The organism is Enterococcus sp. DIV0187 (assembly GCF_051713785.1).
Lineage (GTDB): Bacteria > Bacillota > Bacilli > Lactobacillales > Enterococcaceae > Enterococcus_A > Enterococcus_A avium.
Genome location: NZ_JBIOQO010000001.1, coordinates 227,470 through 251,796, shown reverse-complemented (window position 1 = coordinate 251,796; position 24,327 = coordinate 227,470). Strand labels below are relative to the sequence as shown.

General features: G+C 37.8%; 27 protein-coding genes. 2 read left to right on the top strand and 25 right to left on the bottom strand.

The genetic code is table 11. The features are described from left to right. Positions 1 to 168: 168 nt before the first annotated feature. The 12 genes from IGI52_RS01280 to galE all read right to left on the bottom strand — a co-directional run bounded on the left by IGI52_RS01280 (position 169) and on the right by galE (position 11,671). The gene (locus IGI52_RS01280; RefSeq protein ID WP_438780184.1) at positions 169 to 1,227 is read right to left on the bottom strand and encodes a BMP family lipoprotein; all 1,059 of its coding nucleotides are present in this window, start codon (positions 1,225 to 1,227) and stop codon (positions 169 to 171) included. 143 nt (positions 1,228 to 1,370) lie between these two features. After that, the gene (gene argS / locus IGI52_RS01275) at positions 1,371 to 3,062 is read right to left on the bottom strand and encodes an arginine--tRNA ligase (RefSeq protein WP_311894734.1); all 1,692 of its coding nucleotides are present in this window, start codon (positions 3,060 to 3,062) and stop codon (positions 1,371 to 1,373) included. A 352-nt stretch (positions 3,063 to 3,414) separates the two neighbouring features. Then, on the bottom strand, positions 3,415 to 4,428 hold the full coding sequence (gene argF / locus IGI52_RS01270) for an ornithine carbamoyltransferase (protein WP_102872645.1): 1,014 nt from the start codon (positions 4,426 to 4,428) through the stop codon (positions 3,415 to 3,417). 402 nt (positions 4,429 to 4,830) lie between these two features. Next, complete coding sequence (locus IGI52_RS01265; RefSeq protein ID WP_438782206.1) at positions 4,831 to 5,061, bottom strand: DUF3788 family protein; 231 nt, start codon at positions 5,059 to 5,061, stop codon at positions 4,831 to 4,833. Between the two features lie 10 nt (positions 5,062 to 5,071). Further along, entirely contained in the window at positions 5,072 to 5,275 is a 204-nt protein-coding gene (locus IGI52_RS01260) for a DUF3788 family protein (RefSeq protein ID WP_438780183.1), read from the bottom strand. 34 nt (positions 5,276 to 5,309) lie between these two features. Next, positions 5,310 to 6,332, bottom strand: coding sequence for a tRNA (adenosine(37)-N6)-threonylcarbamoyltransferase complex transferase subunit TsaD (tsaD, locus tag IGI52_RS01255; protein WP_438780182.1), 1,023 nt, complete (start codon positions 6,330 to 6,332; stop codon positions 5,310 to 5,312). After that, positions 6,325 to 6,750: a ribosomal protein S18-alanine N-acetyltransferase gene (rimI, locus tag IGI52_RS01250; protein WP_102872642.1), complete on the bottom strand. Its 426-nt coding sequence runs from the start codon at positions 6,748 to 6,750 to the stop codon at positions 6,325 to 6,327. The genes tsaD and rimI (IGI52_RS01250) overlap by 8 nt, the downstream gene beginning before the upstream one ends. Continuing rightward, positions 6,751 to 7,299, bottom strand: coding sequence for a ribosomal protein S18-alanine N-acetyltransferase (rimI, locus tag IGI52_RS01245; RefSeq protein ID WP_438780181.1), 549 nt, complete (start codon positions 7,297 to 7,299; stop codon positions 6,751 to 6,753). Beyond that, a complete protein-coding gene (tsaB, locus tag IGI52_RS01240; RefSeq protein WP_438780180.1) occupies positions 7,283 to 7,990 on the bottom strand; it encodes a tRNA (adenosine(37)-N6)-threonylcarbamoyltransferase complex dimerization subunit type 1 TsaB in 708 nt (235 codons plus the stop codon). The genes rimI (IGI52_RS01245) and tsaB overlap by 17 nt, the downstream gene beginning before the upstream one ends. Before the next feature lie 202 nt (positions 7,991 to 8,192). Further along, entirely contained in the window at positions 8,193 to 9,176 is a 984-nt protein-coding gene (locus IGI52_RS01235) for a LacI family DNA-binding transcriptional regulator (RefSeq protein ID WP_438780179.1), read from the bottom strand. A gap of 12 nt (positions 9,177 to 9,188) precedes the next feature. Beyond that, complete coding sequence (gene galT, locus IGI52_RS01230) at positions 9,189 to 10,670, bottom strand: UDP-glucose--hexose-1-phosphate uridylyltransferase (RefSeq protein ID WP_368756968.1); 1,482 nt, start codon at positions 10,668 to 10,670, stop codon at positions 9,189 to 9,191. Between the two features lie 11 nt (positions 10,671 to 10,681). Continuing rightward, a complete protein-coding gene (gene galE, locus IGI52_RS01225; protein WP_438780178.1) occupies positions 10,682 to 11,671 on the bottom strand; it encodes a UDP-glucose 4-epimerase GalE in 990 nt (329 codons plus the stop codon). Positions 11,672 to 11,821: 150 nt separating this feature from the next. Here galE and IGI52_RS01220 point away from each other — a divergent pair, with 150 nt between their 5' ends. Next, complete coding sequence (locus IGI52_RS01220; RefSeq protein WP_088932938.1) at positions 11,822 to 11,989, top strand: DUF3042 family protein; 168 nt, start codon at positions 11,822 to 11,824, stop codon at positions 11,987 to 11,989. Positions 11,990 to 12,015: 26 nt separating this feature from the next. On the opposite strand, the gene IGI52_RS01215 is transcribed toward IGI52_RS01220, so the two are convergent. The 11 genes from IGI52_RS01215 to IGI52_RS01165 all read right to left on the bottom strand — a co-directional run bounded on the left by IGI52_RS01215 (position 12,016) and on the right by IGI52_RS01165 (position 21,937). Further along, on the bottom strand, positions 12,016 to 13,782 hold the full coding sequence (locus IGI52_RS01215; protein ID WP_438780177.1) for an FAD/NAD(P)-binding protein: 1,767 nt from the start codon (positions 13,780 to 13,782) through the stop codon (positions 12,016 to 12,018). Positions 13,783 to 13,887: 105 nt separating this feature from the next. Next, positions 13,888 to 14,703: a sugar-phosphatase gene (gene yidA, locus IGI52_RS01210; RefSeq protein ID WP_016180685.1), complete on the bottom strand. Its 816-nt coding sequence runs from the start codon at positions 14,701 to 14,703 to the stop codon at positions 13,888 to 13,890. 304 nt (positions 14,704 to 15,007) lie between these two features. Beyond that, entirely contained in the window at positions 15,008 to 15,409 is a 402-nt protein-coding gene (locus IGI52_RS01205; RefSeq protein WP_016180684.1) for a rhodanese-like domain-containing protein, read from the bottom strand. 26 nt (positions 15,410 to 15,435) lie between these two features. Continuing rightward, positions 15,436 to 16,392, bottom strand: a complete 957-nt coding sequence (locus tag IGI52_RS01200; RefSeq protein ID WP_016180683.1) for an ROK family glucokinase — start codon at positions 16,390 to 16,392, stop codon at positions 15,436 to 15,438. A 1-nt stretch (position 16,393) separates the two neighbouring features. Continuing rightward, complete coding sequence (locus IGI52_RS01195; protein WP_438780176.1) at positions 16,394 to 16,600, bottom strand: YqgQ family protein; 207 nt, start codon at positions 16,598 to 16,600, stop codon at positions 16,394 to 16,396. Between the two features lie 260 nt (positions 16,601 to 16,860). After that, on the bottom strand, positions 16,861 to 17,529 hold the full coding sequence (locus IGI52_RS01190; RefSeq protein WP_016180679.1) for a rhomboid family intramembrane serine protease: 669 nt from the start codon (positions 17,527 to 17,529) through the stop codon (positions 16,861 to 16,863). A gap of 35 nt (positions 17,530 to 17,564) precedes the next feature. Continuing rightward, entirely contained in the window at positions 17,565 to 18,104 is a 540-nt protein-coding gene (locus IGI52_RS01185; RefSeq protein WP_438780175.1) for a 5-formyltetrahydrofolate cyclo-ligase, read from the bottom strand. 58 nt (positions 18,105 to 18,162) lie between these two features. After that, positions 18,163 to 19,158 (bottom strand): GDSL-type esterase/lipase family protein, encoded by a 996-nt coding sequence (locus IGI52_RS01180; RefSeq protein WP_438780174.1) that lies wholly within the window; start codon positions 19,156 to 19,158, stop codon positions 18,163 to 18,165. A gap of 11 nt (positions 19,159 to 19,169) precedes the next feature. Beyond that, complete coding sequence (locus tag IGI52_RS01175; protein ID WP_438780173.1) at positions 19,170 to 20,159, bottom strand: FecCD family ABC transporter permease; 990 nt, start codon at positions 20,157 to 20,159, stop codon at positions 19,170 to 19,172. A 3-nt stretch (positions 20,160 to 20,162) separates the two neighbouring features. Further along, positions 20,163 to 21,146 (bottom strand): FecCD family ABC transporter permease, encoded by a 984-nt coding sequence (locus IGI52_RS01170; RefSeq protein WP_137440041.1) that lies wholly within the window; start codon positions 21,144 to 21,146, stop codon positions 20,163 to 20,165. 2 nt (positions 21,147 to 21,148) lie between these two features. After that, a complete protein-coding gene (locus tag IGI52_RS01165; protein WP_016180674.1) occupies positions 21,149 to 21,937 on the bottom strand; it encodes an ABC transporter ATP-binding protein in 789 nt (262 codons plus the stop codon). Between the two features lie 158 nt (positions 21,938 to 22,095). On the opposite strand from IGI52_RS01165, the gene IGI52_RS01160 reads away from it, so the two are divergent. Continuing rightward, the gene (locus IGI52_RS01160; RefSeq protein WP_016180673.1) at positions 22,096 to 23,022 is read left to right on the top strand and encodes an ABC transporter substrate-binding protein; all 927 of its coding nucleotides are present in this window, start codon (positions 22,096 to 22,098) and stop codon (positions 23,020 to 23,022) included. Between the two features lie 59 nt (positions 23,023 to 23,081). Here IGI52_RS01160 and IGI52_RS01155 read toward each other — a convergent pair whose 3' ends face one another. Together IGI52_RS01155 and IGI52_RS01150 are read right to left on the bottom strand one after the other, a co-directional pair. Then, entirely contained in the window at positions 23,082 to 23,813 is a 732-nt protein-coding gene (locus IGI52_RS01155; protein ID WP_137440042.1) for a DUF6681 family protein, read from the bottom strand. After that, positions 23,810 to 24,217, bottom strand: a complete 408-nt coding sequence (locus IGI52_RS01150; protein ID WP_016180671.1) for a hypothetical protein — start codon at positions 24,215 to 24,217, stop codon at positions 23,810 to 23,812. The genes IGI52_RS01155 and IGI52_RS01150 overlap by 4 nt, the downstream gene beginning before the upstream one ends. Between the last annotated feature and the right edge of the window lie 110 nt (positions 24,218 to 24,327).

Genomic DNA, 24,327 nt, shown 5'->3' with positions numbered 1-24,327 from the left:
AAGCTCTATATCTATAAAAGGCTGCGCGAAATCCCTCAGCTTTTGAGCAATAAGAAAAAGCTGAGGATTTCAGACATGCATGTATCTGCTGTAAAGCGATTTATTCAATTTTATACTTTCCTTACAGTTCCAAAACAACGCGCCCCTAATTCATAGGAGCGCGTTTCACTAATTTTCAGGTACTTTGATTTTTCCATCTATAATTTGTTTTTTAGCCGTTGTTACAGCTTCGTAGGCTTCTTTAGATAACTGGCCCTTGGTTAGGTTTACTCCGCCTTCCTTTAATCCAAACTCTAAATGCTCACCACCAGGAAAATCTTTTTCATACGAGGCTGCTGCAATTTTTCTAACTGCTGCTCCAACATTCTTTTTAGTTGAAGTTAAGGTAAAATTTCCAATTTTATCTTCAGTCATATGGTAATCACCCTCATCTGTTTGATCTCGATCTACTCCAATGACCCAAACCTTCTGAGTTTTATCGTTTTCATTTCGAGCTTTCGCTTCTTGAAAAACGCCAGCTCCAGTGCTTCCTGCAGCTTGATATATAATATCTGCTCCTTCTTTATACATAGAAGCAGCAATAGCTTTACCTCTATCTGGAGCGTCATAAGAAGCTGCGTATTGTGCGTCAATTGAAATCTTTTTTCCTAGATTCTTAGCCCCGGCTTTGACTCCCTCCTCAAACCCGCTCTGAAACCGTTGGATTACTGGACCTTCCATTCCACCAATAAAACCAACATGATTCTTTTTAGTGCTGTAAGCAGCTGCTAATCCAGCTAAATAAGCACTTTCCTGATCCTTAAATGTTGCAGAAACAATGTTCTTTTCATTTGAAATCTCACCATCAATCAATGCAAAATTTAATTTTGGATTTTGTTCAGCCGCTTCTTTAATCGCATCCGCTTGTAAATAACTTAGACTAATAATTGTCGTAAAGCCATTTTCAACTGCCTGACTAATATTCGTACTGTTTTCCTGCGGATCGTTCGTTTCAAGATAAGTGAAATCCTTCTTGGCTTTTAAATCCTTTTCTTCTCCCCATTTTTCAAGGCCTTCCCAACCAGCCTGATTAAAAGAATGATCATCTACGCCACCAAAACCTAAGATCAAAGCTATCTTCTGATCAGGTTCTTCTTTTTCCGACTTATTTTCAGCTTGACCTCGACCGCAAGCTGCTAATAATCCTACCATTCCGAGACAACCTAATCCAAAAAGAAATTTTTTCATGCAACGCGCCTTCCTAGGTGTCTTGACACCTTTTTTATTTTGTCAAAGTATACCACAGTTTGTGTTGTTTCAGCAAAAAAAATTGAAATACAAAAAGAAGTTGCAAGGTTATCCTCACAACTTCTTTTCCAAATTCTATGACACTACATTTTATTAGGTGCGTGAACTCCTAACAAACGCAGATCCTCTTTCAAAATTATTGTTACAGCATAAACCAATGCCAAGCGAGCTTCTTTTTGTTCATCTTCAACTAAAATTTTCGTATGAGCATAATATTTATTGAACGCTTGAGCCAGTTTAATCGAATGCTTTGCAATCACAGATGGTTCATATTGATCAGCCGCTTGCATCACTACTTCTGGATAGCTTTGCAATAACTTAATGATTTCCCAACTGTCAGAATCGTTTAAAGCATACATTGCTTCTGAATCAACAGCAAAATTTCCTTTTTCCAAAACAGTCATAGCACGTGCATGAGTATATTGAACGTAGGGGCCTGTTTCTCCTTCAAAGCGTACTACTTCTTCTAAACTAAAATCGAAGTTATTTAAACGATCATTTTTTAAATCATGGAAGACTACCGCACCAACGCCCACTTGATGAGCTACTTCTTCTTTATTTGGCAAATCGGGATTTTTTTCTTGGATTTGTGCAAGTGCGGAATCTTTTGCTTCATTTAGAACTTCTTCTAACAAAACGATTTTCCCTTTACGAGTAGACAATTTCTTCCCATCTTTTGTAATCAAGCCAAATGGGATATGAACCATTTCGTCTGACCAATCAAAATCCATTTCCTTCAAAACAGCTTTCAATTGTTTGAAGTGCCCACTCTGTTCATTTCCAACAACATATAGTGATTTAACAAAATTATACTCACGCTTGCGATAAAGTGCCGCTGCTAAATCACGTGTAATGTATAAGGTTGCCCCGTCGGATTTTTTAATCAATGCGGGATTCAAATCGTATTTTTCAAGATCGACGATTTCGGCTCCCTCGTTGGTTTGTAATAAATGTTTTTCTTCCAACATTGTGACAACTTCATCCATCTTATCATTATAAAAAGCTTCGCCATTATAGGAATCAAATTCTACTTCCAGCATACCGTAAATTTTATTGAACTCTTTTAATGATTCACTACGGAACCACTTCCATAAGTCCAAAGCCTCTTGATCATTTTCTTCCAGTTTTTTGAACCAAGCTCGCGCTTCATCGTTCAACTCCGGTTCATCTTCGGCTTTTTCATGAAATTCTACATATAGACGTAGTAGTTCATTGATTGGTTCAGCTTTAACCTTCTCTTCTGATCCCCATTTTTTATAAGCAACAATCAGTTTCCCGAATTGGGTTCCCCAGTCTCCTAGGTGATTGATTTTGATTGGATTATAACCAATTTTGCTTAGAATCAAGCTGATAGAATTCCCAATAACGGTCGAGCGTAAATGCCCCATTGAAATAGGTTTTGCAATATTTGGTGAAGACATATCAATCGTCACATTGCCTTCATTTCCAATATTACTATCACCAAAATGATTTTCTTCCTTCAGAATTTGTTTTAAGACCATACTTGAAATAACTTCTTTTTTCATAAAGAAGTTTAAATATGGGCCGACCACTTCAATTTTTTCAAACGCTTCTGGATTGATTTGTTCTACTAATTCTGCAGCAATTTGCTGTGGCGCTTTACGAAAAACTTTTGCTAAAGCAAATGTGGGAAAAGCAACATCCCCATGATCAACTGATTTAGGATTTTCTAGTAAACGTTCAACTTCTGGCAATGTTAGGTTTTCCTTAACTGCTTCAAAAACAGCTTGTGCAACGATATCTTTATTATTCATCCAAATTCCTCCTTATAAATACTTTTCTAAAGATAAAAAAGTGACCAGTCCTCAACGCTTCGTTGATGAATTGAAGAGTCAAAATAAAACAAAAAAATCTCTGATGTATAAATACATCAGAGACGAGAATTCCCGCGGTACCACTCTTATTGTCATAAATGACCAGCTTAGGCTATAACGGTAGCTGCCGCTTCATCTCAAAAGTGCGCCCTCTATTTTTGTTTATTCGGCTCCCACCTGCCCGAACTCGCTAAAAAACTGCACAATAGACTTCTCTTTTTCATCGATGAAATAATTATCTGGCATTTATATTAACAGAAAAAACTTCATCTGACTAGTCGGGAAAAATACTTTATGCTTTCGGAATGAACAAATTTCCTAATGTTGCTGCCATCACCGCCTTGATCGTATGCATACGGTTTTCAGCTTGTTGGAATTGTAATGCATTCTCGGCACGAAAAACATCATCTGTCACTTCCATTTCAGCTAAATTATATTTTTCTTTGATTTCTTCGGCAACTTTTGTTTCAAGATCATGAAATGCTGGTAAGCAATGTAAGAAAATCGTTTCCGCTTTCTGAGTTTTTTCCATTAGTGTTTGATTGACCTGATAAGGTAACAATAAATCAATTCGCTCTTTGAAAGCCGCCTCTTCGCCCATCGATACCCATACATCGGTATAAATAATATCAGCCTGCGCTACTCCCTTGTCAATGTCATCTGTCACTAAAACCTTTGACTCGGATTCTTCAGCGTATTTTTCAGCGATCGTAATCAAATTTTGTTCTGGAGATAGTTTTTCTGGAGTTACGATTGAGATATTTACGCCCAAAATGGCACTGGTAATTAGCAGTGAGTTTGCTACATTGTTTCGTCCATCACCCACATAAGCCAAAGTCAGATCCTCCAACTTTCCAAAGTGCTCCTTGATCGTTAAAAAATCTGCCAACATTTGAGTTGGGTGCCATGCGTCAGTGAGGCCATTCCAAACGGGTACCCCAGAATGTTCTGCCAAAGCTTCAACTGCCGTTTGTGAAAATCCACGATATTCAATACCATCAAACATACTGCCTAACACTTTTGCTGTATCCTCTACAGACTCTTTCTTTCCCAATTGAATATCATTTTTACCTAAATATTCGGGATGAGCACCTAAATCATTAGCGGCTGTCGTAAAAGCCGCCCTCGTACGCGTAGAGGTCTTTTCAAAAAGTAACGCAATATTTTTCCCCGCTAAATATTTATGCGGAATATTTTGTTTCTTTAATTCTTTTAAATGTGCTGCAAAATCAATCAAATAAAGCAACTCATCTTTAGTAAAATCCATTTCCTTTAAAAAACTTTTCCCTTGAAAGATATTCATCATCATAACGCCTCCATTTTTGAATATTCATTCGTTACATCCAAAATTATTTCATTTTTATTCATAATAACTGAATAAAATGAAAGTATCAACCTCAATTTTGAAATATTTATATAAAAAGCTTCCTTAGAAGAATTTCAAGGAAGCCATCTATTTGTTCGTTTAACGAGTTTTGATGAGATTCAGCTTACAGATGAATACTCTTGCGCGACAAGCTCGCTTTCAAGTTGAAGACCGTATGTCATCTAGAAATCAAAGGTTTCACTGCAATGAAAGCATCAATTAGTTCGACAGATAAGCCTAAAGTAAACAAGAAATTTTAAAGCCTAGAACCAACATAACCAAAAGAGAACATTCTTATTCTCTTTTCCCAAAAAAACAGCTGAAAAACAGCTGCTTAAGTGACTACTTTTTTTGCAATTTTCGAATACGCAATGTAATTAGATATTTAAGATCAGTAAATGCTTGCTCGGAAGTAAGTTCAACAACAAACCAGTGACCGCCCATAACTGGTTTGTCCTCTTTAAACGTTTGCTGAACTGATTGTGACATTGAAGCAATGTTCTCTGCTAATTCTTCCTGATAGAGATCAGATACAACAACCATCATTCTAGCGTTGTCATCTAGAAAATAAATCGTGCCTATATTACCGCCGTACTTTTTCGCTTTTACATGCCAGCCTCCAAAACGACCCTTTCTCCTTCGAATATTCGATGGAAAATTTAGGATGATATTTTACTGTCAAATAATCCAATAATTTTTCAAAATAAGTGTCAGTTACATATTCTTTCATCTGTTCCATGGTTGGCTGTAGATCGATTGGAAATTGCTCTTGCCAAGAATTTTTCATCTAATCGCCTCCTTGACCTCATTATAGCAAGGCGTTAGATGTGTTGGAATGCTAAACTTGGATTAGCATTTAAGTTCATTTCTGCAAAATGATGTTTTTGCAGCTCAATATGAGCCGCGGCTCCAATCATTGCTGCATTATCGCCGCATAAGCGTAGTGGCGGTACAATCAGTTTCATGGTAGGTAATTCCTCGCTAATTGCAAAGGACATTTTCTCCCGTAGCCCTTTATTAGCCGCAACACCGCCAGCAACGATCAATTGTTTAACTGGATACGTTTTGCACGCCTTAATTGTCTTTTTCACTAAAACCTCAACGACACTTGCTTGAAAGCTTGCTGCTAAATTTTTCTTATCTAATTTTTCTCCGCGTTGTTCAGCGTTATGAGTCAAGTTTATAAAAGCACTCTTCAACCCACTAAAACTAAAATCAAAATTATCTTCTTTGATCATGGCACGAGGAAAATCATACGTATCTTCTCCTTGGTGTGCCAATTCATCGATTTCTTTACCACTGGGATAACTTAATCCCAATACACGCCCAACTTTATCATAGGCTTCACCAGCTGCATCATCACGAGTCTCACCGATAATCTCAAACGAGCCATCTTTTTCCATATAAACCAATTCAGTATGTCCGCCACTAACTAACAAAGCCATCAAGGGAAACTCTAATGGTTCAACCAGACGCGCTGCATAAATATGTCCTGCCATATGGTTGATTGGTAATAATGGAAGTCCATTGGCCCAGGCAAAAGCTTTGGCTGCACTCAAACCAATCAATAGAGCTCCCACAAGCCCTGGTCCATAGGTAACTGCTACAGCACTGAGATCTTTTGCTGTTACATTTGCTTCAATCAATGCTTCTTCGATACAAATAGTAATTTGTTCCACATGATGGCGGCTAGCCACTTCTGGAACAACCCCGCCAAAACGTTTATGACTTTTAATTTGCGAAGCAACAATATTGGATAGAATTTTTTCGCCATTTTCGATTACTGCCACACTCGTTTCATCACAGCTGCTTTCGATTGCCAAAATAAGTTCTTTTTCATTCATCTGCATTTCCTACTTTCAAAGACATCAGTACCGCATCTTCTTGAGGGTGCTGATAATATTTTTTTCGAATTCCAATTTCTTGAAAGCCGAACTTCTCATAAAAAAGACGCGCCTCTTGATTCGAAGCACGTACTTCTAGAAAAATACTCGCTATTTTCTGTGACTCTGCATAACGAATCAAGCGTTTCATTAGCTTTTTGCCATGTCCTTGACCCTTTATTTCAGAAGCGATATTCGTAATTTCGATTTCATCACATACTTGATGAAATCCCAGAAAAGCGATAATCTCTGTTTCTTCTGAGAAATAATGGCTATGAGGTTGTCTCATATCGCTGACAAATTGACTGATCGTCCACGGAGAGTCAAAAGCATACGCAGTTTGGCTGATCTCCCAAAATCTTCTTGCTAACTCTTCCAACTATCCCACTTCCAAACGTTTAATCATGTCCAAAGCATCCTCGTTATTCTCAGTGTAATAATTTTTTCTAATATTCCGTGCAGAAAATCCCAATCGCCGATATAAACGCTGAGCATCGGTATTACTGAGACGTACTTCTAAGGAGAGTGTTTCACAATCGTTCATTATAGCGAAATTTTCGACTTCGTCAATCAATAGCTTACCAATCCCACGATTTTGAAATGCAGTTGCTACTGCTATATTGGTAATGTGGGTATCGTTACCAATCAAACGACTACCAATAAACCCCGCAATAGTTGATTGTCTCGTTACCATGCAGATATACAAATGAGGGATCGGCGAATGAACTTCTGAAAGAAATGCACTTTTAGTCCAAGGGGTTTCACCAAAATAAACATCACGCTCTAGAGCAATCAATTCTTTGATATCTTGGTCAATGATTTCTCTCAATAAAAATTCTTCATCGCCTAAAATCACGCTTTTAGCATTGAAAGGGTATTGTTTCCCATAAAGGATCGTTCTTACTAATCCGCTAAATTTTTTCAACATAGTTTTCGTCCTCTGGCTGATGATTCTCCAACCATTTTTCTTCTGCCTCCACTCGCTTCAAATATTCTGGTACCAATCCATGAACATTTTCAATAGGTTGCGCAAGAAAACCTAGATTTCCTAAAACAATACCATTAGGCAAGTTCAACTCATCCGCTTCAGAAACTTCCGCGGTTGGTATCGCAGACATGATTTGCTCATTAAACTTATAGGCCTCACCAACAAAATACGCTGGTTCTTTAATCTGCTCCAACAAATCAATTAGCGCGATATGCTGATCAGCTAAAATATTAACTAGTCTATGATCTTCCCAGCGATATGCACTCGCGTAGACATTGTTACGACGAGCATCCATCATTGGGATAATTAATTTATCTGTATGTATGTTTCCAGCAATCACCGCCAAACTAGAAACTGTGGTCAATTCAATTTTCAGTGTTTCTGCTAAAGTTTTCGCGGTTGTTACAGCGATTCGGATACCCGTGTACGATCCTGGACCCTTGGCTACGACAATCCGGTCCAAATCAGCAGGCTCTAATCCGCTTGCCTGCATCACCGACTCGATCGCCGGCATTAAGGTCAAACTATGATTCATTTTTCGATTTAATTGAAAGTGAGCTAACAGCTTTTCATTTTCTAAAACTGCCACAGCTAATGTTTGATTGGATGTATCCATCGCTAATAATTTCATGAAATTTCATTTCCTCGCATTTAAGATAGCAATATTTTAACACAAACTATATTTGCTTTCCTACTAACTGTTCAAAGATTTCTGCTTTCCTTAAATTGACAGAAAAAAAGCCGAACAATCATCCACTATCATATTTGATAGGAAAATGATCATTCGGTTGCTAATTGAATTTTTTCCATGAAAATTTCACAATTATTGAAAATTATTTTGTAGAATCTCGTTGAATCAATTTAGTTCCCAACGTAATTTTTCGCGGTATTGGAGAAACTTCTTTTGCTAACTCCAAAATTGTTGAGACAGCTAGTTCACCCATCCATTCAGTTTCAACTTTAACAGTTGATAAAGATGGAGATACATATTTCGCCACACTGACGTCATTGAAGCCAATCACAGAAATATCTTCGGGAATTTTCAATCCTGCTTCTTGAATCGCTTGCATCGCCCCCACAGCCAATGCATCACTGGAGGCGAACAATGCATTTGGATACTCTTTCGTTTCCACTAAAAATTTTGTCATCGCTGTTTTTCCAGCTTCCATTGAAAAAGCAGCCGTCAAAGTGAATTCCGGTCGATAGAGATTGATTTGTTCCAGCTTCGTTTTAAATGCATGCAATCGTGGATCTTCGATTGGCTGCAAGTTGTGTTTAGTTGTCTCTTTGCCAGAAAGTATCCCAATTTTTTGATGACCCTGTTGAATAAAGTAGTCAATCACCAAATTCAGACTTTGATCAAAATCCACGACTATTGAATTTAAGCCCATATTCATCCCGTCAAAATCAACAAATAATAAATTATCATCAACTTTTCTTAACTGTCGTATTTGTTCAGCATCGAATTTACCTAATGCGATTGTTCCGCTGACTTGAGTATCTGACAAATCATTTAGGGTTTCTCGGCGAATTTGGATGTTTAACTCTTCAGCTTTTTTCTCAATCCCTAAACGAATTGATAAATAATATAAATCTGCTAATTCCTCCGCTTCGTTGTACCATTGTACAAGACGGATCACAGATTTCACCGCCTTGTTAGCACGCTTATGTTTCGTGTAATTTAATTCCTCCGCCACTTCAAAAATGCGCTGCTTTGTTTCTTGGGCGACGGATAATTCTTGATCGTAATTCAGCACACGAGAAACTGTGGCAGGTGAAACACCTGCTAATTTTGCAATATCTCGAATAGTTGCCATCGCTGCCCCTTTCTACAAAGTTTTAATAAAGCGTGTAAATCCTTCTTGCCCTTCGACATCCCGTTTAAAAACTCCTGCATCTTCCAAAACGCGAGCAAAAACTGCTCCTACTGCTTTTTGAACAACTTGAGTTACATTTTCTTGTGTAATTTGAGCATCGGCTTTTAATTCCTCTGCCCATTTTAGGTGATAATCAGCAATATCATTTTTTTCAGCTAATAAGTATTTTTCAACTTCTTTTAACTCTGATTCTAGACGTGGAGGTAAAACAGCCAATCCCATCACTTCAATCAGTCCAATATTTTCCTTCTTAATATGTTGAACATCCGGATGAGGGTGAAAAATACCATCAGGAAACTCTTCAGAGACATTGTTATCTCGTAAAACTAGATCCATTTCAAATAAATCGTCTTTTCGGCGAGCAATTGGCGTAATTGTATGATGAGGTGTGCCATCTGCAGTTTGAGCTACGATTTGCAATGCCTCGTCCGAATAATTTTGCCATTTTTCAAAAATTAATTGTGATGCTTCAATCAAATCTTCTTGATTTTTTCCTTGTAAACGAATCACAGACATTGGCCACTTAACAATACCGGCTTTAACATTTGGAAAATCTTTCAGCTCAAAATTTCGTTCAATCTCGGCCACAGCCATCGGAAAAGTATGTCGCCCACCTTGGTAATGATCATGAGAAAGAATAGACCCACCAACAATTGGCAAGTCCGCATTTGAGCCAACAAAATAATGCGGCAGGACTTCTATGATTTTTAACAGACGTCGAAAAGTTGCTTTTGTTATCTTCATTGGGCGATGTTCTTCCGATAAAATAATACAGTGCTCATTGTAATAAGCGTACGGTGAATATTGGAAGCCCCAGCTTTCGCCATCAAGATTCATTCGAATAATACGATGATTGGTCCGTGCAGGATAATTCATTCGTCCTTTGTATCCTTCGTTTTCCATACACAACATGCAATCTGGATAATTGACTTGCTTCAGTTGTCTTTCTGCGGCAATTTGCTTCGGATCCTTTTCTGGTTTTGATAAATTAATTGTAATTTCCAACTCACCGTATTCTGTTTTAGCAGGAAAAATAATATTACGAGCAATTTCTCGAGTTTTGATATAATCATTGTCTTTGCTTAACTTGAAGAAATAATCTGTCGCTTGGACAGGATCCTTTGAATAGTACTGAGCGAAATAAGCATTTACAACAGAGGGTGGTGGAGTCATCAAATCCATCAATTGAGCTTCTAACATATCTCTTTCAGCCTGTAAATCCTTAATTACTTGATTCTTTTCTGCTTGAACTAAAAGTTGATCGACTAATTCAACTGCACTCTCTGATACCATGCGATTTTCGGCTTTTGATAAGGAGTTCTCCCCAATCATCGCGATAACCCGATTTTCTAAATATAAACGATCCATCTCCATCCAACCGCCTGATTGAATAGCTAAAGTAACAAAATCTTTTACCGTTTGACTGACTGACACGCTACTTCCTCCTAATCCTCATATCCATGCGGATGGCTTACGTGCCAGTTCCACGCTGTTTTGATAATTGTCTTAATATCCGTATATTCTGGTTCCCAGCCTAACGTCGCTTTCACTTTATCACTGGAGGCTACCAAACGGCTTGGGTCACCAGCGCGGCGCGGACCAATTTTTGCAGCGATTTCTTTTCCTGTAACTTCACGTGCCGCGTCCAGCATTTCTTTGACTGAGTACCCATTGTTTGAACCAAGATTGAAGAAATTACTTGGATTTCCAGCTTTCAAATACTCTAGAGCAAGGATATGCGCAGCAGCTAAATCCTCTACTTGAACGTAATCACGAATGCATGTACCATCTGGTGTATCATAGTCATCACCAAAAATGGTTAGATGATCTCTTTGACCTAGTGCTACTTGTAAAATAATCGGAACTAAATGGGTCTCAGGATCATGGTCTTCGCCGATCGTCGCATCCGCTTTTGCGCCAGCAACATTAAAATAACGCAACGCAACGTATCGCATACCATAGGCGTTATCGCACCACTTCATCATTTTTTCCATCATTAATTTACTTTCACCATATGGATTGGTTGGATTTGTTTGAACCTTTTCCGTAATTGGTGAAACTCCTGGCTCACCATATGTAGCCGCAGTAGAAGAAAAGACAATGTTCTTCACGTCAAACTCTTCCATGACTTCTAATAGGCTTTCCATTCCAACAACATTATTGTTGAAATATTTTAACGGTTTTTCAACCGATTCACCAACTAATGAGCTGGCTGCAAAATGCACAACTCCTTCGATCGATTCTTTCTTGAAGACATCCCGCATAAATGCCTTATCGCGACAATCCCCTTCATAAAATTTCGCTTCTGGATCTACGGCTTCACGATGACCCGTCAATAAATTATCAACTACGACGACATCGTAATTTTTTGAAATTAATTTATCAACCGTATGTGATCCAATATATCCTGCCCCGCCTAGAACTAAAATTGCCATTTAATCGACTCCCGTCTTTTCTATTTTATTTAGTAAACAAATTATAGTTTGTTTACTAAATAAAAGCAAGTGAATTTTCCGTTCGTTAAACTTTCTATTTTTACGTTTTTGCTTCATAATGAAGATATAAAGAGAAGGAGTGATGAAACGATGCGTAAATTTGCTTCAGGATTCGTTACTGGTACTTTAACTGCTGCAGCAGTAGTTGCTGGTGTAGTAATGGGCGTAAAAAAGAAAGTCATCGACCCAATTGAAGAAAAAGAATCAAAAATCGATGAAAATCGTAAAAAAGCTCGTAGAAAACGAATTGCACGATAAAAAAAGAAAGCCGCGGCTTTCTTTTTTTATTGATAAAGTGCATTAACAATTTGATTTGCTAAATAAAATACCCGATCATCACTTTTCGGACGTGGTGAAGTAGCATTTAACCAATCCAAGCCTTCAAGTGGAATCCCATAGCAGAATATGTTCGATAATATATTTCCCTCTTGGTCAATCACCTGATGTGTTTTACGACTGACTTGCAATGCTCCAGTAGGATATTCTTTCCCTTCAATTTCTACTTGATGCGGAGTTATATAACCTTTTTTACGCATCTGAATCAACAAGGTATTCGTTGTGCGTTCGAAACTAGTTGCTGGCAAACGAGCTTCAATTAAGTTTTTACAGCTATATGACTGTTCGGGTGCCTTTTTGCTAAAAGCTAAGAAGGTACCATCTTTTCTTTCAACAGTCATTTCAGGTGCAAGAAACTCAATAAAGCCAGCCTTGACCAAGGCTAACAACTGCTTTTGTCGAATCACTGGTGCACCAATCGTCAGAAAACTATAGTTACGATTGAAGCTTCCAAAAAAATCTTCAAAATATTCCTTCGGCGAAAATTTATCATGATCCAACATATAGTTAAAGGGGTTCTGGATTTCTTTATAGGTATCAATTGCTGCAGCCAAAGCACCGGTCAAATTTCCTAATTCTGCCTCGTTAATATCGTTTTTTAAATAGTTTTGAATAAATTCAGGAAACTCTCTTGGCAAAACATTTTTTGCGGGATCGAAAAGCGTCTCCCAATTTAAGCGGTCTTCAGTAGAAATTCGGTATTTTTGCAAAACGGTTTCCCGATCGCCATCGCGATATTCTTCTAAAAAAATCTCTAAAGCTACTTCGGACTCAGTCAATTTCTTTTGATAGAAAACTAACTCAGCTTCCTTTTTTAATAAATCAAACAATTCTTGCGCACTGCCAGAAAACCGCTCCATAAAAGCTTGGGTCAGAATCTTTGGCTGCGCGTCCTCTCCGGCTTTCTTCTGATTATTAGGTCGAGCATGGTAGGGTAATCCTCTGCCCGAACCGACTATCAAATGCCGTTCCCTGCCAGAAGCTTCATACTCCAAGCAACCCTTTTTATCAATGAAGCGGCCACTCCATTTAGCAACGAACAATGCTATATAATCAAAAAAGCTCAACCCCAATCCTCTAAGAATTACATCGCCTTCTACTAAATGATCCAGCTGAGTATCAGAAGGATTTCCCGGTCCTTGATAAAAAAGATTATTTTCTTTTGCATAGCTTTGATTTTCTGCTTCTTTTTCACTCAGATAGTTTCGTGAATGTCCTGTTGCTAAAATCACATCGGTCACTTGATAGATATGGGAAGCCTCAAGCACTATATTATTTTCTTCTATAGTCAGATCTACTACTTTTTCTTTCATTAATTCGACAGTGATGTTTTCTGGCAATCCTTTTTTTAATTCATCGAAAAACCAGCATTGATAGACACCGTAATAGCGGCGCTGACAATAATCGTTTTCACCTAATTTGGTCTCTGAGAGAAACGTTTTTTCTAGATCAAAATCAGTTAAATACTTTAATGCTTCGTCTTGATTCCATTCTGCTAAATTCGGTCCTTCATCTTCAGAAAATAGAGTCACATGTTGCATTACAGTGTTCATGATAACCTGATCGCTTTGATTTTCACGCCAAATATTACCTCCCGGTCCATCTGGATCAAAAAGTAAAAGTTCAATCTTTTCATTTTGAGGAGCTTGTTTGATTAAGCGATCCAAAGCAATCAATCCATATGGGCCTGCTCCAATAACTGCAATTTTTTTCATACATATTCCCCATTTTTTCATTCATTTCTTTAAGAGTAGAGAAAATTTGAGGAATAAGCAATAAAAAAAAGCTTCTGACGAATATTTCATCAAAAGCTTGTAGAACTATTTTAACACCCAGCGATCAAAAGCTTCTTTTACACCGTCTTCTAGATTGGTTGCAACAGTATAATCTGCAGCTGCTTTAATCGTTTCACTGGCATTGCCCATCGCTATTCCAGTTCCAGCAAATTCAATCATTGAAAGATCATTTTCTGCATCACCAATGGCCATCACTTCAGATTGCTTGATTCCCAAATGTTCACTCAACTCTTTCAGCGCTATCCCCTTACTAGCATTAGGATTCAATACTTCAAGAAAATATGGCGTACTGCGAACAAGTGTGTATCTTTCAAAGTAGTCAGCTGGGATTTTTTTGAAAGCTTTGTTTAAAACCTCGGGATCGTCAATCATCATCATCTTAATCGGCAATACATTTTCTGCAGCAATTTCTTCCGGTGTTCGATAATGTAAAGGCATATTTACCAAATAGGATTCTAAAATCGTGTAAGGACTAATGTCACGATTAGATGTGTACATCTCCTTCTTATCTGCTAAATGTAAGTGAACGTTCAGCAAGCGTGCTAAATGATCAATCTCCAAATAATTTTCGCGAGTCAAGCCATGTTCAGCTACGATATCCCAAGTATTTGTATTCAGAACTAAAGCACCGTTATAAGTAATAATATAATCATCTATATTGTTTAGTCCCAAAACATCTAATTGCGCTCTTGTTCCTGATAATGGCCGCCCAGTGGACAAAACTACATAGACACCCGCTTCGCGCGCCTTCTTGATAGCGTCAACTACAGGCTGATTGATTTCATGATGATCGTTTAATAATGTGCCGTCCAAATCAATGGCAACTAATTTGATACTCATATATTTCTCCTAACTACTTCTAAATTTATTGCTGTAAATTAACTTGTTTAGGCTGTCTAACTGTGGACATATTTCTTTCACTTATAAACTCAAGTGACTCAACAGTGTTTTGATTTTAACAGACAACGTAAAAAGTTCCAGCCTTCATAATAAGCGTAATTCGCTTTTCAGTCAATTTTGTTAAAGAGACATTGCAAGTTTTGTCGCCCTTATTCATAATCTGAATGGATATAACTATGTTAATTAATCATTTCTATTCTCACACACAAAAAAACGGCCAGATATTTATCCAGCCGCTTTTTTATTAATCATTCTTTTTCTGTTTAACTTTTCCAGTCCATTCCTGCATGCCGCCTTTAAGAATATATAAATCCTTGTACCCTTTTTTACGAAGCAGATTGGCTGCACGAGCGCTGACTGCCTTATTATGATCATAAATATAAATTGGTTGATCTTTCCGCAAAGAACTAAAGGTTTCTTTTAACATGCTAAACGGAAAACTACGAGCTCCCAAAATATGCTTTGCGTTGAACTCATCGCGTTCACGAACATCGATGACTTGAGCTTTCCGCATTCCTGCTTGAAACTCTTCTTGCGAAATAATTTTCGCAGAACGTCTCATCATGATCCGAACAAATAATTCATATAGACCAAATAAAACAATCACCGAAATTAATACAATATTTATCTTCCACCAAATTGACATACCTTGATTCCCCTCTTACCTTTTCTCTATTTTGCTAATGAAGCCGCCCCAATAACACCAGCTTCATTTCCTAATTCTGCTAATTTGATTGTAGTACTTTCTCGTACTTGTGGGAATGTAAATTCTTTGAAATAGTTCTCAATACGGCTGCGGAGAAATTCTCCCGCAGCAGAAACACCGCCACCAATGATAATTGTTGAAGGATTTAACGTATTCCCAAGATTTCCACAAGCTAATCCTAAATAGAAAGTTACTTTATCAACTACCATTAAGGCAAGATCATCATTTTCTTTTTCGGCCAATTCAAAAACATCTTTACTTGTGATATCTTCACCGTTATCCAAACGCGCTTTTAATTGTGAGCCGCCTGCATATTCCTCAGCCAATTGACGAGCAACGCGCACAACACCCGTCGCACTTGCAACTGTTTCTAAACAGCCACGCTTACCGCAGGTACATTCAAAACCATTAGGATCAACGGTAACATGTCCGATCTCACCAGCACAGCCAGCAATTCCGTGAAGTAGCTGACCGTTCATCACGATACCGCCGCCAACGCCAGTTCCTAGTGTCATAAAGACCACATCTGGTTCGTTGTCGCCAGCACCCTTCCAGCGTTCGCCTAAAGCAGCGACATTGGCATCGTTATCGATACTAAATTTGATTTTTGTTCCTTTTTCGATCTCACTTTTAACATGTTGCAAAGTCGTCCAGTTCAAATTGTAGGCGCCAATTACTGTTCCCGCCTCGATATCGACACTGCCGGGAGTTCCCATGCCAATTCCGATAAACTGTTCTGGTGTCATACCATATAATGATAAATGATGATTAATAGAATCAATAATATCTGGAACGATATGTGAACCATCATCTAAAATATTTGTTTCAATACTCCATTTTTGCTGTATCTCCCCGGCTTCTGTCAAAATCGCAAATTTTACTGTTGTTCCGCCTAAGTCAATACCTAATAATTTTTTATCCACTCTAGTCACCTTCTCGACTTTCTTCAATGTGATGTTCCCGTTTTAAAATGCCCCAAGCCCGCAAATAAGTGTCCCGATCAATTACACGACTCTCATACAAATTTTTCAATTCGATTTGCATCAATTCGATATCGTAAATTCGTTTACCAACGTAAACATAAATACCAAATTGTTTTAGCAGTTGCTGCACATCATATAAACTTTCCATAAAAACACATCCCTAGTATTATACAGAAAAAAGAGCTCTTTTTATAGCCTAATTTCTATTTCCTAGCTTATTTTTTAATAAGTCATCTAGCCCACCATTCATTTTATAGCATTCTCTTAATAGTCGCAAATCAGTCATGAGGATTTCACCAGACCTGTGCAAACTTTAAAAAAACACCATGCAAAAAAATTGTTCTTTAATTGTAGACAAGCTTTTCTTCATAACGTCCATTAAAAAAAGCGAACTACATTCGTCCGCATTTATTGATACATACTAAATTTTCTTAATCCAAAAAATACAAAAATGACCACCGCAAAAATGAAAAATAAAATGGAGGTAACTCGTCCACGAGTTGAAAAACGATCCTGTGAATATGGAACTGCTAGTGCCCAACCAGATAACGCCCCACCGATAATACCGCCTAAGTGCCCCCAGATATCAATCGTTGAATCAAACAGACCAAAAGCAAGATTCATCAAAATGAAAAGGGCAAATTGGCGTGTCAAGGCCTGAATCGCTCCATTATCACGATAATGCAACCCGACTACTAAAAAGGCTCCGAACAACCCAAAAATTGCTGTACTTGCCCCGCCGGATAATGTCGTAGGCTGATTGAATGCAAAACTAGCAAAATTTCCCATGATGCCGCTTAATAAGTAAATTATTGCAAAACGCCAATGACCAAAAATAGCTTCACATTGTTGTCCCATATAATACAGAACCACGCCATTCAAGGCAAAATGCATCAACCCAAAATGAATAAACATAGGCGTGATAAAACGCCAATATTGTTGCTGCCAAATGATTGATGGTGCAAACATTCCTAATTGATTCTCGATCGATAGTCCCGGTAGTAAATACTGCATCAGAAATACGATCGTATTAATCGCAAAAAACGTATACATCACATATGGTCTATCTTTTCTCATATATCTACCTCTCTCATTTCTCTTTTTTTTCATAGTTACATTGGAAGAAACAGTTGCTGGATCGGTTGATCAAACTCTTCTACCTGCCAATCTTCAATTAATTGTTCAACAAAAACCAGACTGCAGGTTTTTCCTTTGTAATTTGCCAAATAGCGATCATAGTAGCCACCACCAAAACCGACACGATATCCTGCACGATTAAATGCTAATCCTGGAACAATCAATAAATCTAACTCATTAAATCTTGCAATGTCTTCCGTTTCAGGTTCAGGCACGCCAAATCTTGTTGTGTAAAATACCGTATCCGTGTCTACCCAATGGAAAATCATCTCTCCTTTAGGCAGCGACTTAGGAACAGCGACTTTTTTTCCCGTCTCAAAAGCACGTTGAATCACCGATGAAGTTGGAAACTCAAACTGAGTTGACTTTGTAACACCAATGCTAGTAGCTTCTTTCCAAGCATTACTTTGAAATAATTTCTCAAGAACGCATTCAACTTGATTCATTCGCTCTTTGCTATCAGCCAATTTTTGCAAACGAGCAATCGCACGTTTTCTGAGTTTCTCTTTCTCCATACATATTCACCTTCTTATCTAAAAATACTAACAAAATCGAACCAAAATAAAAAGAGGATTACTCCCCTTTAACAAAATCACTAGAAATTTGACGCGCGATAGCTAATCCAGCGACTGCATTGAAGTGCAAATGATCACCGCTGTCAAATAATGAATGTAAATGTCCAGAAGCTTCCCCCACAATCTTAGAAAAATCCCAAACTTGTCGATAATTATCGAGCAACCACTGATTTATTTCTTTACGCAGGTTCTCTTTTGTTTGATTCATTCCAGGATAGCCCAAACACGGTGTTAATGTACACAATTGGTAGTCTACCCCACTGACGTTGCAAAGATGAATCATTTCTCTGATTCCTGTTTTGAAAGTCTCCAGTGTAAGTTCACCGTTGATTAGGTCATTCACACCAAGAGATAAAAGAACTTTGCTAACATTGCTATGGCTAAGCAAACACTCTTCCAATCGACGTAATCCACCAAAACCATAAAAAAGATTTTGTTTCTCAGTGTTCGCGTTATCACTGCTTGGCTTCAATAAGCAGCTACCATTTATCCCTTGATTAACTAAATAAGTATTTTGCTTCCGCAGGTTTCTTTGCAATGGCGTTGTCCAAGTAGCGCCTTCAGTTAAGGAATCCCCCAAAGCAATAATACATTTTCCATCGAGCTCTGCTTCAATCGCTAATAATCCTGAACAAAAATCGATTTTTTTCGATTCTGGCAGAAAATCAGCATCATTATAGGCAAAGCCGCTTTCAATTGAAGTAATATGAAAAGTGAGCTGCCATGTTCTCGCTCTAGGATCAATCAAAATAGATTTTGTCTTGAAAAGTTCATTTGGAGCAAGCGAAAAGTCAGAAATAAACTGACAACATTTATCCGATTTTACTGTTAAATGTTGAACCTTCTGTGTTTGCTGACCATATTCATTTGCAAATACCAAACGAATTTTATTAACTGGAGCAATTTGCTTCAACGTTAGATTGATCACTCCTTCTGCTATACTGTGCTGAGCGATTCCTCGTTGTGCATGACTCCATATCGTAGTCCAAACCATCCAATCTCTCCTCATCTTTCATTACTTTTTTTTAGAAGCTTTAAAATGAAGTATGGAGCGCCAATCAAAGACACAATAATTCCCGCCGCCATTTCACCATCTGGGAGAATAATCCTAGCCAAAACATCGCTAAATAGTAACAAAATACCACCAATCATAGCAGTCATCAGCAACGTTTGATTATTTTTTCGTTTAACGGACTGTTGAGCAATATGAGAGGCGATTAATCCAATAAAACTGATACTGCCAGCAATCGAAACACTAACAGCTGCTAAACAAACTGCACAAATTAAAAAGAACAACTGTGTTCGTTTCAATTTCACTCCCAGTCCAACGGCTATCTCATCTCCTAACTCCAAAACCTCCAAAGAACGTCCCTTTAATAATAGCAAAGGCACTATAAAAATGATCCAAGGAATCAGAAGTAAAACATGCCGCCAAGTCGTTCCCCAAATCGTTCCTGCCAGCCAAGCTGTTACGAATTGATAATTATCTTTAGAAACTCGTATAGTGCCTATCAATGTTAAGGCCGAAATACCAGCATTTACTGCAACACCCGCTAAAAGCAGTCGATTGGGAGTAATACGCTTTGATTGACGCCCAAAATAATAAACCAATCCTGTCGCTGCAAAACTACCAGCACAAGCAATCAGTGGTAATAACCAGCTGGTTTCCCCTGAAGCAAAAAAGCCTAAATAAATGAGAACTGTTAAACCCGCACCAGCATTAATTCCCAAAGTTCCTGGGTCAGCCAAATCATTGTGTGTGATTGTTTGAAATAAATAACCCGATACTGCTAAACCCATACCTGCTAATATCGACACTAGCATTCGAGGAAATCTAAAATCAAAAACAATCAATTGTTGTGCAGTCGTAGCAGTTCGATGAAAAACTTGCAACAGTTCGGATATTGTTAATGGAATCGTCCCTACCGTAAGACTGAGTATCATCCCAATAATCAGTAAAAGAAGCACTATCAGCCAACTAATTTTTTTCTTCATAAGCTATAAGCTTCCCTTCCTAATTTGTAAAAGTAAAAACGGTACTCCAATAATCGTAATAATTACTCCAGCCGGTGTTTCTAAAGGTGGTGCGATTAAACGGGAAGCAATATCAGCTATAACGAAAAATAGGGCACCAAATAAGCCGGAAGCAGGAATGACATAACGATAATCATGTCCAACAAAAAAACGAACGATATGAGGAACGATCAACCCAATAAAACTGATTGTTCCAACTAAAGCTACAGAACTCCCTGCTAATAGTAAAACAAGTAACATGCTTAGTTGTCGAATCCGAATGGGATTTTTCCCCAACGAAATTGCTGTTTCATCTCCTAAACTCAGTAACGTAATTTGTGGGCTGATTAAACATGTACCAATAACACCTACTATAATTACTGGAGTGATCACCTGTAATTGATTCCAAGTAAGATTAGACGTTCCTCCCACAAACCAAAAAGTCATATCTTGATTCAGATCAAAAAGCAAACTGATACTTTGGCTTATAGCTGTAAAAAAGGAACTCAAAGCAGCACCCAATAAAATAATTCGGACTGGAGATAATCCAAATGAGATTTTAGTTGAAACTAGATAAATCAAAAACAGCGAGACCGAGGCTCCGATAAATGAACCTAGCACTCCCATAGTTGGTGAAGGATTTGTATTGAAAGCAAAAACCAAGGCAAGACCTAGACCTGCTCCTGAATTGATTCCTAATAACCCAGAGTCAGCGATTGGATTTGAAGTGATTCCTTGGATCAATGCTCCAGAAATAGCAAAGGCCGCTCCAACCGAAATAGCTCCTAACATACGCGGCAGACGCAGATATCGAATCAATTGTTCCTCCTGATTATTCGAATCAAAGTGCAGTAAAGCCTGAGTGACATCTGACCACTTGCTTGTAACCGCTCCATAGCGCAAGGAAAAAAACATAGCTACTAATAGTAACAGAAAAACAATCGGAAAAAAGTATTTTCGTTTTGCCATTTCTAGTGCTCCTTTACTAAATCATAAGCAAGAACTAACGGTTTATCGCTATTAGGCATCGTTGCAAAGGTTGCTTGAATGTCAAAAAGATTCAATAATTTTTCTGCAGTAAAAATCTCCTTTGGTGTACCTTGAAAAATCAACTCACCATTTTTCATTCCTAACAAGTAATCGGAGAAACGCGAAGCATGATTCAAATCATGAATTGTCATTAAGATTGTTTTTCCCTGACGATTGATTCCTTGTAACAACTCCAATATTTCTAATTGATGAGCAGGGTCTAAAAAAGTAATGGGTTCATCCAAAATTAAAATATCCGTGTCTTGAGCTAAAGCCATAGCGATCCATACTCGTTGCTGCTGGCCACCAGATAACGTAATTAATGTCCGCTCTTTCAATTCTTGTAGATTCGTTGCCTCTATCGCCCAATTAATCAAATGATGATCCTGTTCTTTTAAGCCTGAAAAACCTTTCTGATATGGGAAACGACCATAGGCAACTATTTCTTCAACAGTCAGCCCGCTGATTTGTGTACTGGTCTGTGATAATGAAGCAATTTTTTGTGCGACTGTTTTGGTATCTAATCGTTGAATATTCTCACCGTCAATAAAAACTTCACCTTTGGCAGGCTCAAGAATTCGAGCTAAGGTTTTTAGTAAAGTCGATTTTCCACTACCATTTGGACCAATCAAACTAGTGATCTGACCTTTAGGGATTTCTACGGTAATATCGTTTACGACAATTTTTTTATCATACCCGATTGAAAGATCAGTGGTATTCAATTTTGTCATAGACTTTCCTCATTTCTCTGATAATCGTTCTCAATTATGAGCTTATTTGTTATCTACGTCAACTATCATTTAGAAAAAATTACGGTTGACACCCTTATGTCTTTCAGTAATAATAGCAATTGAGAATATTTCTCAATTAACTTCAAAGGAGTTTTTTTATGCTAAAAAAAATAATTTTAGGTACATTTTCTCTGCTGGCTTTAATCAGCTTAACTGCTTGTGGGCAAAGCAGTGAGAGTAAAGATAAAAACAATGACGTGCGAACGATGACCGATGCGCAAGATCATAAAGTGAAAATCCCTAATAAACCGAAACGTATCATTGCCTCCTATTTAGAGGATTACTTAGTGGCTCTAAACGAAAAACCGATTGCTCAGTGGACAGTCGGTGAAGGAAAAATTCAAAATTACTTACAAGATGAACTAAAAGATATTCCGACTATTAATTACGACTTACCCTATGAAGCTGTATTGAAATTTGAACCTGATCTGTTATTAATTGGAGCAAACGGGTCACTTGAAGGCGGAAAATACAAAGAGTATTCTAAGATTGCACCAACCTATGTTGTAAAAAATGGTGGGAACGTCACTTGGCGGGAGCAATTAGAAGATATCGGCAACGTTTTGGATAAAAAAGACCAAGCCAAAAAAGTGGAAAAAGACTATGATCAACTCATTGACCAAACTAAAAAGGATCTGAAAGAGCAAATCAACGGCAAGTCAGCTGCCGTATTATGGGTAACAAATAATTCAGCCTTCATGGTAGCGGATAATCGTTCAAGTGGGCAACTACTATATAAAGAACTTGGATTTGAAGTTCCTCAACTGACAAAAGATATCAGTAAAAAAGCAACGGCAGATTTTTCTCAAGTCTCTTTAGAAAGCCTGTCACAACTTGACGCGGATTATATTTTCTTAGTCAATAGCGATTCTGGTGCTGCGATGTTTAAAGATCCGTTATGGAGCAATATTCCAGCTGTCAAAAACAACCGACTATTTGAATTTGATGGAGAGTCAAGCTGGTTGTACAATGGTCCCATCGCTTATACAAAAATGGTGGAAAATATTCGAGATGTCTTAAAATAAAAATACCGTTCTGATCAAAGCTCATTCTATTTAGAAAGCGGCTCTTGATCAGACGGTATTTATTTTTTACTACGGCGAGTTCGTGTAGTGCTTTCTTCTACTTTGACTAAAAATTTTAAGCGATAAGGTTCATGGTATCGTATGCCCTCCTTAACAAAATCTCCACCGACGATAAATAATCCAATCGGTTTTAGTGGTTCGACATGTCGAATGGTTCCAATCGTTTCCAATTCACGATAATTTCTACCAATCTGTAACTGATATATCCCTGTATCGACTTGCTTAACATAATAATAGGGATACAATGTATTTTCGTCGATTAAAAATCCTTCTTCTTTAGAAAGATCCCGCGTTACAATCTCTTTTTTATCAATTAGTGATTGGATGTTTTCAGCGAGTTTTAATTGATAATCTTCATTGAAGTCAACTGAAATTTCTTTGGCCTGACCAAAAACTTTCTTATTTTTTCTAGGTTGTTCATTTTGAATATTGAAGGCATCATCCGGTAGATATTTAACAAAAAGCTGTGTAATATCTCCCTTCACATTTCTATCCAAAAAGTAATAAAAGAAATTCAAAACGAAGAAATACACTAAAACAATAAAGATTAACCCATAGAGTACTAACTGCAGATAGTTTTGATTAAGCCACAATCCATAAACAATTCGTAAAATATACACAGTTGGAATAATACTCAACAAAGTGTATGCTCGATTTGAGTACTTCGGACTGATATCTAAAAATCCTAAAAACTTATTTAGCCCATTAATAATATCTAAAAGTATCGTCATTGATTACCACCTGCTTCTGAACCAATTGGAGCATCAGCTGGCTGCTGTGTGGGCGTCGTCTGCGATGCCTCCGTTGAGGTTTGAGCTGTTACAGAGCTGCTTTCTGTTGAAGGTTGTGTATTTTCAACCTGATTGTTTCCAGCCGTGCTTTCTTGAATAGTATTATTAGCCTTCGACTCTTCAGTCGGTGTCACTTCATCGGCTGTACTTGTTTCATTGGTAATGCTATTTAGATCACGAGAAGAATCGGTCGTAGGATTCGTAGATTCTGTCGTCGAAGTTGTCGGTGTCGTTGCTTTAACCTGTCGATAACTCGAATTATTTAAAATTCCTGTAGTCGTCGCTATCAAGATTGACAGGGTCAGAAGAGCGATTGGCTTTAAAATCGGTGGAACTTTACGCATTGGATTCTTCCTTTCTATGTTTAGTTTATTTAATACTTAGTTTTAGCACTGGAAGGTTAGCTTTTGTTTAGGATTCTGTGAAGATTTCATGTAGATTTCTGAAAATGATT